At 39.5% G+C, this 13,423-nt stretch carries 13 protein-coding genes; 7 read left to right on the top strand and 6 right to left on the bottom strand.

Going from position 1 to position 13,423, the window contains the following annotated elements; translation table 11 throughout:
- Positions 1–22: 22 nt before the first annotated feature.
- Positions 23–508 (top strand): haloacid dehalogenase type II, encoded by a 486-nt coding sequence (locus AC1UFB_RS12720; RefSeq protein ID WP_326046476.1) that lies wholly within the window; start codon positions 23–25, stop codon positions 506–508.
- Positions 450–683: an HAD hydrolase-like protein gene (locus tag AC1UFB_RS12715; RefSeq protein WP_326046475.1), complete on the top strand. Its 234-nt coding sequence runs from the start codon at positions 450–452 to the stop codon at positions 681–683. Before AC1UFB_RS12720 ends, AC1UFB_RS12715 begins: the two co-directional genes overlap by 59 nt.
- Positions 684–714: 31 nt before the next feature.
- Here AC1UFB_RS12715 and AC1UFB_RS12710 read toward each other — a convergent pair whose 3' ends face one another.
- Together AC1UFB_RS12710 and AC1UFB_RS12705 are read right to left on the bottom strand one after the other, a co-directional pair.
- Positions 715–1,824, bottom strand: coding sequence for an AI-2E family transporter (locus AC1UFB_RS12710; RefSeq protein WP_062686582.1), 1,110 nt, complete (start codon positions 1,822–1,824; stop codon positions 715–717).
- 55 nt (positions 1,825–1,879) lie between these two features.
- The gene (locus tag AC1UFB_RS12705; RefSeq protein WP_025909273.1) at positions 1,880–2,374 is read right to left on the bottom strand and encodes an NUDIX hydrolase; all 495 of its coding nucleotides are present in this window, start codon (positions 2,372–2,374) and stop codon (positions 1,880–1,882) included.
- Positions 2,375–2,666: 292 nt separating this feature from the next.
- Between AC1UFB_RS12705 and cls the strand changes: the two genes are divergently transcribed.
- Positions 2,667–4,175, top strand: a complete 1,509-nt coding sequence (gene cls, locus AC1UFB_RS12700; protein WP_100347251.1) for a cardiolipin synthase — start codon at positions 2,667–2,669, stop codon at positions 4,173–4,175.
- A 15-nt stretch (positions 4,176–4,190) separates the two neighbouring features.
- A complete protein-coding gene (gene rpiA / locus AC1UFB_RS12695) occupies positions 4,191–4,859 on the top strand; it encodes a ribose-5-phosphate isomerase RpiA (RefSeq protein ID WP_076512543.1) in 669 nt (222 codons plus the stop codon).
- A 32-nt stretch (positions 4,860–4,891) separates the two neighbouring features.
- Here rpiA and AC1UFB_RS12690 read toward each other — a convergent pair whose 3' ends face one another.
- Positions 4,892–5,485, bottom strand: coding sequence for a YdbC family protein (locus tag AC1UFB_RS12690; RefSeq protein ID WP_025909270.1), 594 nt, complete (start codon positions 5,483–5,485; stop codon positions 4,892–4,894).
- 139 nt (positions 5,486–5,624) lie between these two features.
- Here AC1UFB_RS12690 and AC1UFB_RS12685 point away from each other — a divergent pair, with 139 nt between their 5' ends.
- Together AC1UFB_RS12685 and AC1UFB_RS12680 are read left to right on the top strand one after the other, a co-directional pair.
- Positions 5,625–7,511 (top strand): hypothetical protein, encoded by a 1,887-nt coding sequence (locus AC1UFB_RS12685; protein ID WP_482589367.1) that lies wholly within the window; start codon positions 5,625–5,627, stop codon positions 7,509–7,511.
- Between the two features lie 101 nt (positions 7,512–7,612).
- The gene (locus AC1UFB_RS12680; RefSeq protein WP_061786233.1) at positions 7,613–8,515 is read left to right on the top strand and encodes an NAD(P)/FAD-dependent oxidoreductase; all 903 of its coding nucleotides are present in this window, start codon (positions 7,613–7,615) and stop codon (positions 8,513–8,515) included.
- Positions 8,516–8,545: 30 nt separating this feature from the next.
- On the opposite strand, the gene AC1UFB_RS12675 is transcribed toward AC1UFB_RS12680, so the two are convergent.
- The 3 genes from AC1UFB_RS12675 to AC1UFB_RS12665 form a co-directional block, all read right to left on the bottom strand.
- Positions 8,546–8,734 (bottom strand): hypothetical protein, encoded by a 189-nt coding sequence (locus AC1UFB_RS12675; RefSeq protein WP_025909267.1) that lies wholly within the window; start codon positions 8,732–8,734, stop codon positions 8,546–8,548.
- Positions 8,735–9,047: 313 nt separating this feature from the next.
- Positions 9,048–10,310: a L,D-transpeptidase family protein gene (locus AC1UFB_RS12670; protein ID WP_328101626.1), complete on the bottom strand. Its 1,263-nt coding sequence runs from the start codon at positions 10,308–10,310 to the stop codon at positions 9,048–9,050.
- Positions 10,311–11,093: 783 nt separating this feature from the next.
- Entirely contained in the window at positions 11,094–11,804 is a 711-nt protein-coding gene (locus AC1UFB_RS12665) for a M50 family metallopeptidase (RefSeq protein WP_100347253.1), read from the bottom strand.
- A gap of 192 nt (positions 11,805–11,996) precedes the next feature.
- On the opposite strand from AC1UFB_RS12665, the gene AC1UFB_RS12660 reads away from it, so the two are divergent.
- A complete protein-coding gene (locus tag AC1UFB_RS12660; RefSeq protein WP_482589366.1) occupies positions 11,997–13,178 on the top strand; it encodes an amidase in 1,182 nt (393 codons plus the stop codon).
- The last annotated feature ends 245 nt before the right edge of the window (positions 13,179–13,423 follow it).

Genomic DNA, 13,423 nt, shown 5'->3' with positions numbered 1-13,423 from the left:
GAATAAGGGAGGAGGTCTGACAATGAAGTTTAAAGCTATTTTATTTGATGCGTACGGAACATTATTTGATGTACATACCGTGATTAAAGCATGTGAAGAATACTATCCTGATAAAGGAACAAAAATAAGTCAGTTGTGGCGCCAAAAACAAATCGAATATGCGATGCAAAGCCAAATTATGGACCGCTATGTTGACTTTTATGAACTCACAAAAAAATCATTACGCTACGCTATAGATGCTGTGGATGAGAAAGTAACACCTGAAAGTGAAGAAGCGTTACTTCATGCTTATTTCAAGCTTAACCTGTACTCTGAAGTGAAACAAGTACTGGCGTATTTAAAAGAAAAAGGATATCTGCTTGCCATCTTTACAAATGGACCTAAGCATATGATTGATCCAATCGTAGCTCACCACAGGTTAGCACCTTTATTTGATGATGTCATTTCTATTGACGAAATCAAACAGTACAAGCCGTCCATGGCTAGTTATCACTTACGCAGCGAATAAGCTAGAAGTGGAACGTGACGAAGTGCTTTTCTTATCATCAAATCCGTGGGATATTGCTGGAGCAAAGAATTACGGATTTTCAACTGTGTGGGTAAACCGTCATCATCAAGTGCCGGATCATCTTGAATTAACGCCTAATCGTGTAATTCATGACTTAACAAATTTAGTCAAATAAAAAAACAGGACACGCGTCCTGTTTTTTTGCTCTAGCTATAGGCCTCGGGGTCTGTTTTGGACCTTGATCGTAACTTGATTAAACGAACGATATTAAGCACTAATGTCTTAACAACCGCATAGAACGGTACGGCTAAAATCATTCCTAAAATTCCTGCTAAGTTTCCAGCTACCAAGAGCAGTAAAATGATGGTCAGCGGGTGGATGTTTAGCTTTCTACCCATAATAAGAGGTGAAATAACGTTTCCTTCCAGCTGCTGAACAATCACCATAACAAGAATAACTAAAAGTGCTTTTGTAGGAGAGTCTAAGATTCCGATAACAACAGCCGGAGCAGCTCCGAAAAATGGACCTAAGTATGGAATGATATTTGTTACGGCACCAATTAAGCCCAGTACGAGTGCGAACGGCAATCCAATAATTAAGTAACCAATGGATGCACACACACCAACGAACAGTGCAACAAGCATTTGACCTTGAATATAAGTAGCCACCGTTTCTTTCGTTTCTTCTAAAATCTTTAGACCCTCATCACGATAAGATGGTGGGAAAAGCTTAACGATGTACTTAGGTAAGCTATGTCCGTCCTTTAACATATAAAACAAAATAAACGGCACGGTCACAACTGTAAGCGTGATGTTAGTCAAAACGCTAAAAATAGTTGATAAGCTGCTCGTGACACCAGTGGTAAGCGTAGATGAAAAGTTTGCAAGGGAATCCTCAATCTTTTCAATTGATACATATTCTTGCTCAACAATCCACTGGAATCCTTTTGTTTCTGATAAATTATTAATCGCTTCCTGGCTCTTTTCTACGTAAGTTGGGACTTTATCGGCAAACTGATTAGCTTCTTTTGAAAGAGCTGGGCCTAATGTTCCAACCGCGAGCGAAATCACGCCAATAAAAACGGCGTACAATACGAGAATCCCAATCGTTTTTGGTACTTTCCTTTTTTCAAGGAAAAAGACAATAGGACTAAATAAGAAATATAAAAATCCAGATACTAAAATAGGGAAAAAGAGCGTTGTGAAAAAGACAACGATTGGTTCAAATACAAATGAAATTTTCGTACAAATGTAAATGAACAATGCGATTAGCACAAGCTGAATCGTCCAAAATTGAAACTTCTTTGCTTTTGACACTTCATTACCTCCAAATAAATAAGTCAAACAATATCACTATCATACCCTTATCTAATTACTCTTCAAACGTTTTCTTTAGCTTCCAGCTATCATAGACTTCTGGCTGATGTGGCCAAGCTGAAAGAGAATGAGCTTCAATGGCTTTTAAGGCGAGAGGAGAAGCGTTGTTTTTATCCAACTTTTCCATGGGAATCCACAGTGCTTCAGCTGCATCTTGTCCTTCAAACTGACTCGGCATATGTATTAGCTCTCCGCCTTTAATCACTACATGATAAAAGACCGCAATGTGGTGAACATGAGTAAACTCTTTCCAGAGGCAAGGATATTGAAAATCAGCTGTACCTGCTTGTTTCGTAATGTTCACTTCAAAACCTGTTTCCTCCAAAAACTCTCGCTGCATCGCATCTACTAGCGTCTCGCCATGCTCAAGCTGACCACCGGGTAAATCAAAACGATGAATATAAGGTCCGCGATTTTTGCGAATGACGAGAATCTCTCCATCTTGTATACAAATGCCATATACTCCAAAGGCACGATCATATCGATCCATTCTATATTCACCAACTTTCTCCAATTGCATAATTCTCATTTTAACATATGTTTCAACTTAGCTTTCTAGTAAAAAGGAAGATTCCTGACGAGTTGAGTATAGGAAGTCTCATTAAACAGTCCTCAGTGGCAACCATGCCAAGCAGAGAGTATTTTTTAATTGCTAATTAAGAAAGAACGGTTCTTGTTAAGAGTATTTTTATGCTCAGATGGAAATGCTGATTCTACAAGGGTTAAACATATGCATAAAAGGGAATACAAAAGTAACTAATCAATAGTTTGGAGAATACACAATGAAAAAAAGAAGAGTCGACTTTATCTTTTTATTTATTATGCTCGTATCTTCCTATCTTTTTTTCTTTACAGATTTATCGAAAGAATGGAAAATCGCGCTAGTTACTTTATATGCAGTGCTCATCTTCATCAGCATCTATTCCTTAATGCTCGAAAATCGGACGCCTCATAGTACGCTACTTTGGATGTATGTTCTCTTTTTCTTCCCTGTTGTGGGCTACATCTTTTATCTATACTCAGGTCAGCTGTACCTTAAAGGCTACTTATTTAAATCAAAGAGAATGAACAACCGTGAAACGCTCAAACGCATGACGGAAAAAGAAAAAGAAGCAAAGATAGACTTGTCTTCTCTAAGCCCTCATCAACGCTTATTTGCTGAGTATTCGGAGCGAGTTTCGTTTACAAAAGTAAACAACGGCACAAAAGCACGAGTTCTAAAAAACGGACAGGAAACTTTCTCAGAAATAACGGCAAGTTTAAAGAATGCAAAACACTTTATACATATGGAATATTATATGATTCACTCTGATAAGCTTGGAAAAGAAATCATGAGCTTGCTGATTGAAAAGGCAAAAGAAGGTGTCGAAGTTCGCTTTACCTTTGACACCGTTGGAAGCATCTCACTATCAGGCTCGGATGTTAAAGAGCTAAGAGACAGTGGGGTTAAAGTTTATGCCTTTTCACCGATTAAAAGCGGCTTTTTTAATCAAAAGTTTAACTTCCGCAATCATCGTAAAATCATTGTCATTGACGGTGAAGTTGGCTTTGTCGGTGGTTTAAACATCGGTATGGAATACTTGGGAGAAAACAAAGAAATTGGTTTTTGGCGCGATACACATTTAAAACTAGTAGGAGAATCCGTACAAACTCTTCATGCAGTTTTTTTATTTGACTGGGAGTATGTTTCCGGAGAAAATTTAATTATTGAAGAGCGCTACACAAAGACGGTTTCCACTTCAGGAGATGGTTTTACACAAATTATTGCGACTGGGCCTGATACCCATGAAAATATGAGCGAATACTATTACGCTATGATTGCATGTGCCACAAAATCGATTTGGATTTCAACTCCTTACTTAGTTCCAAATGAAACGATTCGAACAGCGCTTCGAGTTGCTGCTAAAAAAGGTATTGACGTTCGAATCATGGTACCGGAAATTAATGATGGCTTTCTTACTCAGTACGCAACAAGGTCTTACTTTGGAGAACTCATTCGTTCCGGAATCGAAATTTATTCTTATCAAAAAGGCTTTATGCATCAAAAGATTGTCATTATTGATGACGATTTTGCTTCTGTTGGAACAGCCAATATGGATATGAGAAGCTTTCACTTAAACTTTGAAGTAAACGCTTTTTTAATGAATTCAAAAGCTATTCAAGATTTAATTAAACACTTTGAAGAAGATATGGAAGACAGCGAACTTATTAAGCCCGTTGCTTTCTATAAGCGAGGTCTTATAGAGCGATCAAAAGAATCCTTCGCGCGCTTATTTTCAGGAATATTATAAAGGAGAGATACGCTTATGGTTGAAAAACAAGCGGTCGGTGAAAAAGCTGCTGAGTTTGTAAAAGACGACATGATTGTTGGTCTAGGAACAGGCTCAACCGTTTATTACACAATTTTAAAGCTTGGTGAACGAGTAAAAAACGGCCTTCGCATACAAGGAGTACCCACTTCGAAAGAAACAGAAAAACTTGCCCGCCAAATCGGTATTCCTCTCGTGACGCTGGCAGACGTTAACAAGCTAGACCTTGCCATTGACGGAGCAGACGAAGTGGACAATCAATTTGCACTCATAAAAGGTGGAGGTGGGGCACTTCTACGTGAAAAGATAATCGCCAAAGCATCTGAACAGTTCATTGTCGTTGCGGACTCAACGAAACTAGTTCAAACGCTTGGTGCGTTTCCTTTACCGGTAGAAGTAGTTCGTTTTGGATGGGAAATGACGGCTAAACATATGAGAGACCTTGGGTGTGTACCACGGCTCAGATTGTTAGAAGACCATACGCCTTTTATTACGGATAATGGAAACTATATAATGGACTGTCACTTTCAAGAAATTAAACGACCTCATGAGCTAGAAGTAGCCCTTAATATGATACCAGGAGTAGTTGAAAATGGTTTGTTTAATCATATGACAAGTCGAGTCATTACAATCCGTAATCAGCAAGTCCATATGATAACACCATAAAAAGCTATGGCAGATGCCATAGCTTTTAGTTTTTAACGAGATAGAACGTTCCAATTCTGTTCTAATTTGTATATGTACTGGCGAGCTTGCAAAACGTTAGGATGGACAAGCGTATCAACTGTTTTCGTTGGACACGCTGCGCTGTAAAGCGTAAAAATAGTTATGTCATTATGTTTTAGCGGAGCAACGATATGAGATAAGCACCTGTATGAAGGATTTACTAAGCTTTGCACTAACATTTCTACATCTTTTTGATCATAAAAGTCCACTTCAATTTCCGTCTTCATTAAATAGCGTGTTTCCATCGCGCTGCTTCGATAATAATTGTAGCGACCGCCGATAAACTGTGAAGGGTTTGAAATGGATACATCAAGCGCCGTATAGGTTTGATCTTGGTTGCTGCTGTAGAAAATAGAGTCGTGCGTATATTTCATAAACTCTTGGTAAGAGTCTTCATCTTTCCATAATGCAATAATGCACGTATCTGTTTCATCTTCAACATTCCATCCCCCTAGCTGCCCAATAAAACCATCGACATGGGCAAGCGCTGCCCAATGCTGTTGAGCATAGGAAAATGACCCCTTTTTATCCATCGGTATGCTGCCTTTTATAATTTTTGTTAACATGCTCTCATCACCTCTTTAACAAAGGTTCGCTCTTTGTTAGAAAAATCCTTCCTTTATTCGGAAAATTACAGACATACATACTTCTATCGTCCCATACATTTCAACTATAAGGTCTTTCGATAGAAAGTGGGGAGATAGAATGAAGTTTTTTCGAGCAAAAGCATTCCCATCCGTTAGTCGAAAAGGATGGTGTGTACTATTTCAACATCCGTTTCAGACAGATAAAAACGGACAGAAATATCCGATTGTCAAGCGTTATCTATGTGATGAACAAGAAGAAGTAGATGTGCTTGTTGAAGAACTGAATGAACTGTTACGTATAGAAGAGTATTGGACAAGCACTGTAAAAGGACGAGCGAAAGCACGCTACGACCAGCGCGTGGTGAACGCATTTTATGATGAAGTGGACGAGCCAGATACTCCAACAGTGAACAAAAGTCCGGATGCTTATCAGATTTCACTAATCGGAGAAGCGCAAAGTGGGAAAACATCCATCGTTCGTGCTGTTTTTGGTATTCACCCTGCGCGCGAAAAGTTTCCCATTCGTTTCCGAAAAGCAAATTACGATGCGGTGTATGAGATGACGCATAGTGCTGCCTATGAAGCAAGGGTGTCGTTCCAATCACGCCAAGAAGTATATGAAAACCTTGAAAAATCTTTAATTGAAAGTGCTTTGGTTTATGCAAACGGAGGCACGGACTACGACCTTGCATTTGCACTTGTGCACGGAAACCCCGAGCTACACTTTGAAGCTTTATTTGGAGAGGTTCCGTATGGTCCTCGCTATTTTACAGAACAAGCTTCCACTGCCAAAAGCACAAAGCGAGTTTTTCAGTATGTTGAATCCATTAAAAGTATCGCAAGTGCGGTTTTAGAAGAAATCAAGGAAGTAACAGAGGATTTTGAACAGCTGTTTTTACAAAAAGCAGAGTGCCGGCAGCTAATTGAAACGCTTTTAACATGTATTGAAAGATCATTTAAAGAAAAGTGTGATTTTACTTGGTCATATGGAATTGATGACTGGCCTCAGTTTGCATTCATTTCAACGGAAAGTCGGGCTCATTACTTTACGGCCTTACATCGCTTAACGACGGAAGCGGAAAAAGCAGATGGAGCGAGCTGCTATCCTCTTATTACGTCTATCCATGCCACTATTCCTTCAGTAAAAGAACAGCTTATTGTCATCCAAGATAGTAGAAGAGGAACCAGTCTTTATGATCAAGTGAAAGAAGCGGATCATATTATATATACTCACGATGCCTCACGCGAAATAAAGATTGATACGTTAAAACATCTAATTGCATATGGGTACGGAAATAAGCTACAGCTGCTCTTTACCCATGCTGAGCGTTTACAAGGTGAAAGGTACGCCGAAGAACGAGCGAAAAAGCACCGTTTATCTGCAGCAATCCAAGGATGTATTCAGCGAGAAGAACAAGTAGTTGCTACTCAACTTTCTTATTACCTCACGGCTGCCGATGTAGATTTGGTTTCCAATCTAAATCGAAGCGATGAAGATGATCATGAGTTGTCCGAAATGGTTTATATAAATCAAGCTCGGACCGCACAAGCACAAGTTGGTGCAGAGCTTAATCCTATTTATCTTAGTATATTAGCTCCTCCAATCATAACGCAGGCCATTAACCATTTGTATTCAAGTCTTCCTGACGATAGCGATAAGACATTTCATGAGGAGCTGACCAGCCAACTAGCCACCGCGCTTTATTACGGATTTGTCACCCAGCCTTCAGGATGGTCGACTTCTTATCATTCAGCCACCGATCGTCAGCGGACGTTCCAAGCCGTAGCGACTTCTCTTTTCTCAGCGGTTCAAGCGTACGTCTCAGATGAGGTAACGAGTAAAGACATGAAGGAGTGGATAGCAGTTCAACGTACAAAAGGTGAAGAATGGGGTTACTATGTAAAAAGGTTTCTTCAAACAAAAATGAACAAAGAGTTCGAGCGAGGCTTATATTATGTGGTAAAGCACGCGGTAGAAAGTCATGGGGGGATTTTTATTCATTAAAAGCAGCGAATCGACGCTGCTTTTTTTTCGTGGGTTCATAATTTCAGTCGTAAAAGTACATATTACTACTGGTAAAAAACTTTTAAGGTGGGCGAATAGCATTGGAGAACTATTATGATTGCATTATTATTGGAGGCGGAATTGCTGGTCTCCAAGCAGCGATTCAGCTTGGCAGGTATTGTCATCAAACCTTAGTGATTGATTCCAATGACGGTCGTTCAAATTTATGTAACAGATATCATAATTTATTAGGATGGCCAGAAGGTGTAAGTGGAGAAGAATTAAGGTTGAGTGGGAAGAAGCAAGCTATGCGTTATGACGTGCAGTTTGTAGCAGACTACGTGATATCAGCAGCTAAGCAAGACCAAGGTATCATTTTAAACACAAAATCTGGTGAATGCTATCAATGTAAAACAGTTTTGTTAGCCACGGGTATTAAAGATCACTTGCCAAGCTTTCCAGAGCTGATTGGTTGTCTTGGCATTAGCGTTTATATTTGTCCAGACTGCGATGGCTATGAAGTAAAAGACAGTCGAGTAATTGTAATTGGTAGAGGAGAAGCGGGAGCCAACCTTGCCTGTACATTAACTCATTGGACAAAGGATGTTGTTTATGTTGATGAAGAAATGAAGGTCTTGCCTACTAAGACAAAGCGAAAACTTCAGGAGCAAGAGTTAACGTATAAAAACGAACAAATTGAAAAAGTGTTGGTTGAAGAGAAAAGTCAGTTTAAAGGAATAAAATTGCAAAGTGGTGAAATAATTCATGCCAATCATTGTTTTTTAGCATTAGGTGGCAACAAAGTGCAAAGTCATTTAGCAGAACAGCTAGGTGTTTATACGACAGAGAATAACCATGTATTAACGAATCATCGAACGAAAGAAACGAACGTAGAAAACGTTTGGGCGGCTGGAGATTTAGTTGCTCATTCAGAACAAGCAGCAGTAGCTATGGGAGAAGGGGTTCAAGCAGCCATTTGGATTCATAAGCGTTTGCTAGTATAAAAATAACAACCTTCTTTTTCAGGGAGGTTGTTATTGGCTTGTATAGATATGGTGCTTGAATAGATTAACCGCACCAATAATCGTTCCAAATGGACTAAAGATAAGCAGTGTCCAACCGGTTAAGGGAGACACATAAATTTGCGTTAAAATAAGCGGGATGCTCAGAGAGATAATGACAAGCATCGTGTTAAAGCCTAAGCTTTTTCGTAAATTCTCCATTGTTCTTCTCCTTTTTGAAAGTTCGCCAGCGTTCGGTGCAGACATTTGAAGAAATTGTGAAAATAAAGCTTTAGAAAAAAAGACTTAACCATAAACAGTTTCGACTTGTTTCGTGAATCTAGGTGTCTTTTGTCACAATTGAAAAAAGAGTATGTCAAGACTTTGCAGGCGATAAACAACACCTTCGTTATGTGGAATGAGTAGCACTTGTAAACCTCCATATTCACTTGTATTATGCTAGTTACAGTAAAGGTTTATACATAGAGAACACGAAAAAGCAGAGCTTTTAAAGACTCTGCTTTGATTAATCGTATTATTTAGAAGAAAGAGCTTTATACGTGTTTGGACCAACAATTCCATCAGCAGCTAAGCCGTTTGCGCTTTGAAACTTTCGAACAGCAGCGCTGGTATTAGAACCAAACATACCATCCACACCTTGAGTGTTAAAGCCAAGAGAAGTAAGCTTTTGTTGAAGTGCTTTAACTGCATCTCCTTTGCTACCAAGCTTCAAAATTGGCCCTGACGTTAAACTAGGGCCTTTGCTGGGTGAAGAAGGCTTGCTAGCTGTTGTTCCGTTTAACGCTTTTTGTGTAGCAGCATCAACGACTCCAGTGACAGATAGTCCGCGAGCTTTTTGAAACTGACGCAAAGCAGCATCCGTATTATTTCCAAATACGCCGTCAATTCCTTTTGTGCTAAAGCCAAGAGAGGTAAGCTTTTGTTGAAGAGCACGCACTTCGTTACCACGGCTTCCTTTCTTTAAACCAGTGCTTGTTGCTGGTGGTTTGACGCCTGGTTTTGCTCCGTTTAGCGCTTTTTGGGTAGCTGAGTCAACCACGCCGTTAACAGATAAGCCGCGATCTTTTTGGAATCTTCTTAAAGCCGTGTCTGTATTGTTTCCAAAGATTCCATCCACGCCTTTTGTATCATAACCAAGAGAAGTGAGCTTTTGCTGAAGTGTGCGCACTTCATTGCCACGGCTTCCTTTTTTAACACCGCTAACAGCCGGCTGGGAAGGCTGACTGCTGCCAGATACTTTGTATCCATTAGCTGCCGCAATTGCGTCAAATGATTTTGATGAATTCGTAATGACGACTGGAGTTCCCACTGTTACTTGACTGAATAACCATTCCACTTCGTTATCGTACATACGAACGCATCCGCTGCTTATGTACTTTCCGATGGAACTAGGATTGTTGTTACCGTGAATAGCATACGTTGTACCATTTGTACCACGAGCGTTAATTCCCAACCAGCGATTTCCTAATGGATTTCGTGGATCTCCTCCCGGTATTTTGCCCGTATAATAAGGACGATTTACAATCTTATTAACAATGCGGAACTTACCTTCTGGTGTAAGTGAATTCGTTCGTCCAGTTGCAACTGAAAACGTACGAACGAGCTTGTTGTTCTTGTAATAAGCTAATTGATTGTTTGCTTTGTTGATGACGATGAAATGAGTTGTACCGCCTGCAGCTTCTGTTTTATTTACGCTGAAGAAGAGAGTTCCCACTACTAAAATTACCGCTAAAACTAAGACACTTACCTTTGTTTTTTTTCTTTGCCAACGGACCATCCCCCTTTTATTTTTTGGCCGTTTATACGTTTTGAATTACAAGTAATTCAAAAAAAGATAGCGCTTGCTTTTTTCGATATCTAGGTGATATGTTGCGTAAAAATAGTGCGAGAATGAACGTAAGTGTATAAAGTGAGGAGTATGGGGTGCGAATGTTTACAAATCACGTTCACTCCATTTCTAGGAGTAGAGTCGACTAAGGTATTTGTGTAAGTAATCACGTCCCTTCATAAAAAACTCTAAACTATAATAGTTTTTAATAACTATTATTATACCAGATATAGACAAAATAGGAGGAAGTATCTATCTCTAATTCTCTATATGAACCCACTATTTTCGACATTTTTCTCTTGGGGTTATGTCAAAATAACTAGATTTTTAACATCGGTTTTTGATAAGCGTTCGACAGGGGAAGTTGACAGAAAGTCTAAAAAGAAAAGAGGAAGGTGCTTTTTTTTCTTTTTATCAATGTTAAAAGAGGGTGCGACATAACAAAACAAATTTTCAAAACGACGAACAATCCCTTTTTTCACTTCTTTACGTTGTCAGAACACGTTTCATTGCGCTACGGCCACTCTCTTTCCGCGGAGAGGAACCTGAGCTTCCTCGCTGTGGGATCTCAGTTTTTCCTCTCTTTCCCGCAGGAGTCGAGTGTCCTACGCTCCATTCTACTCCGTTTATGAAATCGTTTTCGCAATCAGCAAAAAACCTGAACCATTAAAAGTGAGGAACTCTCAATTGTTCAGGTTTATCATGAGCTGAATTACTTATGCCCCAGCCTTTCTAGTGTAGTAGTGTAATACTTAAATAAGCGATGTATAAAGCTTGAGCGAAAAACAAAAGTCCCCAAATGCGACTTGAAATCATCGTAAGCTCTTTTAAGCTGGTTGCATCACCGGCATGATAAGGTTGCTTGACGCTTAATACAAAAATAACAGCTGCTGATAAAACAGACTCAACCAACAAAATGGCTCCAACAAACATCATACTATACATAACGAGAGCGGGGGAATTTAGGTAGTAAATCCCTCCTAAAATAACAAGGATGGACGCAAGCCAAAGTACTCCGTAGCGATTTCTTACTAAGAAAAGAAGATTGAATAATAAAATGCCCCCTAATCCATAAAACAGTAAGTCGTAGCGATGTTGTATAAGCAGATAAAAGAATAAATACGTCATGGCCGAACTAAAAGGATAACCGGCTAGTGCAATAATAACGCGAGGAAGCCAGCCGCGAGCACCAGCATAGGTCGACGTAATGGCTACTCCTTCTGTGTTTGTGTATAGCTCGATTCGCTTTACACCTTTTCCGAAAATCAGCCCCATAAGGGCATGACCATCCTCGTGCAAAAGCGTATTTAAATTAGAAAAATAGCGCCCTATGTGTGTGAGACCTTGGTTAAGGCCGTGCACTTGCCGGCCTGCTAACGGAATGCCTCTTGTTAAAATAATGGCAAGAACGATAAACGCATACAAAATGGTGTGTTGTGACATAGTATTCTATTCCTTTGCGTATAAAATCAAAAGCTACTATTACTTTACCTTGTTTAAAACAGAAAGAGCAATTTTTAATCGTTATCCTTACAGTGTTTTAACATTTGTCAGAAGTTATTACACATTCGTTGACCAATCATCCTTCTAGTTATTACTCTTAAAAGAGACATAAGTGAAAAGGGAGCGGTGAGGATGAACGATAAATGGAATGCATTTCTTAATAAAGAAATAATCGCAGAGCCAACGAATCACGGAGTGTTAAGTGGAAAAACATTTGCTTTAAAAGATGTATTTGATGTAAAAGGACATACGGCTAGTGCGGGAAACCCTTACTGGCTACATACCCATGAACAAGCGAGTGATCATGCTGAAGCTGTTAAAAGTTTGTTAGCTTCAGGTGCTAAGCTAACGGGCGTAACGCATACAGATGAGCTAATGTATGGATTAAATGGTGAAAACTTTCATTATGGAACGCCACTTCATCCAATTAATCACAACCGAATTCCAGGAGGTTCATCAAGCGGCTCAGCGGTGGCGGTAGCTGCTGGGCTCGTCGATTTTGCAATTGGAACGGACACAGGGGGATCGATACGAATTCCAGCTAGCTATTGCGGGGTTTATGGATTTAGACCGACGCACGGTAGCTTATCGGTTAAAGGATTAATACCGTTAGCACCCAGTTTTGATACGGTAGGGTTTATGGCAAAAGATATAAACACGATGCTTGATGTTGCATCCGTGTTGTTTGCGTCTCAAGCTACAGCACCTTCTTTTGAGAACGTCGTTGGAGTAAACAATTTGTTTGAACTAACGGATGAGGAAGCTTGTAAGAAAGTAGAAGTTCTATTAGAAGATCACGCTGTTAGCTACAAGAATTTACAGCTTTCTTACAAGCTAAGTGAATGTATGGAAGCATTTCGCACGCTGCAGGGAATTGAAATTTGGCGTGCTCACGGAGAATGGATTAAACGATATAACCCGACATTTGGTCCTGATGTAGCCGAACGTTTTGAATGGGCCAGCACATTAAAAGAAGAAGATATGTCAGATGCTAAACAAATTCGTGACACGATTACTAAAGAGCTTACTCATCTTTTAGATGGTCAAACAATCTTAGTGATACCAACAGCTCCTGGAGTAGCCCCTCTGAAGAATGCCGTTGGTCCAGAACTTCAAAATCGAAGGTTGTATACGCTGCAGATGACGTGCTTAGCTGGTTTAGCCGGGTTACCACAGCTTACGATTCCAGCTGGTTATGGTAATCAACTCCCTGTTGGTTTATCCGTTATTGCAGGAAGAAATCAAGATCAGCAATTAGTGAAATGGGTGCAAGCATGGATGGGAAGTAAAGAAAGAGTCTCCTTGAAAGAGTAAAATATAAAAATGATAAAAAAACGCTCATTACCAAAAAAATGGGTGTTTTTTGTGTTAAAATAATCAAGTGCTTTGCCGATTTATAAGATAATAGCTAATTAAACAGTTAACTAACATATAGGATAGAAAATGTACGAAACGCAATAATTATGCAGAGAACTGAGGGGGCAATATGGAACCTGAATTATTCATAGCTAACTAAAATCATTTCGTTTTTCAACTTTTGATCACGATGGTTTAAATTT

This window comes from Priestia sp. KCTC 13724 (genome assembly GCF_056820425.1).
This window is presented reverse-complemented; position numbering and strand designations above follow the sequence as displayed.

What these genes read in the sequence shown, in the direction of transcription:
- AC1UFB_RS12720 (WP_326046476.1), top strand. Translation starts at nt 23, where the DNA reads ATGAAGTTTAAAGCTATTTTATTTGATGCGTACGGAACATTATTTGAT.
- AC1UFB_RS12705 (WP_025909273.1), bottom strand. Translation starts at nt 2,374, where the DNA reads ATGGATCGATATGATCGTGCCTTTGGAGTATATGGCATTTGTATACAA.
- cls (WP_100347251.1), top strand. Translation starts at nt 2,667, where the DNA reads ATGAAAAAAAGAAGAGTCGACTTTATCTTTTTATTTATTATGCTCGTA.
- rpiA (WP_076512543.1), top strand. Translation starts at nt 4,191, where the DNA reads ATGGTTGAAAAACAAGCGGTCGGTGAAAAAGCTGCTGAGTTTGTAAAA.
- AC1UFB_RS12690 (WP_025909270.1), bottom strand. Translation starts at nt 5,485, where the DNA reads ATGTTAACAAAAATTATAAAAGGCAGCATACCGATGGATAAAAAGGGG.
- AC1UFB_RS12685 (WP_482589367.1), top strand. Translation starts at nt 5,625, where the DNA reads ATGAAGTTTTTTCGAGCAAAAGCATTCCCATCCGTTAGTCGAAAAGGA.
- AC1UFB_RS12675 (WP_025909267.1), bottom strand. Translation starts at nt 8,734, where the DNA reads ATGGAGAATTTACGAAAAAGCTTAGGCTTTAACACGATGCTTGTCATT.
- AC1UFB_RS12670 (WP_328101626.1), bottom strand. Translation starts at nt 10,310, where the DNA reads ATGGTCCGTTGGCAAAGAAAAAAAACAAAGGTAAGTGTCTTAGTTTTA.
- AC1UFB_RS12665 (WP_100347253.1), bottom strand. Translation starts at nt 11,804, where the DNA reads ATGTCACAACACACCATTTTGTATGCGTTTATCGTTCTTGCCATTATT.
- AC1UFB_RS12660 (WP_482589366.1), top strand. Translation starts at nt 11,997, where the DNA reads ATGAACGATAAATGGAATGCATTTCTTAATAAAGAAATAATCGCAGAG.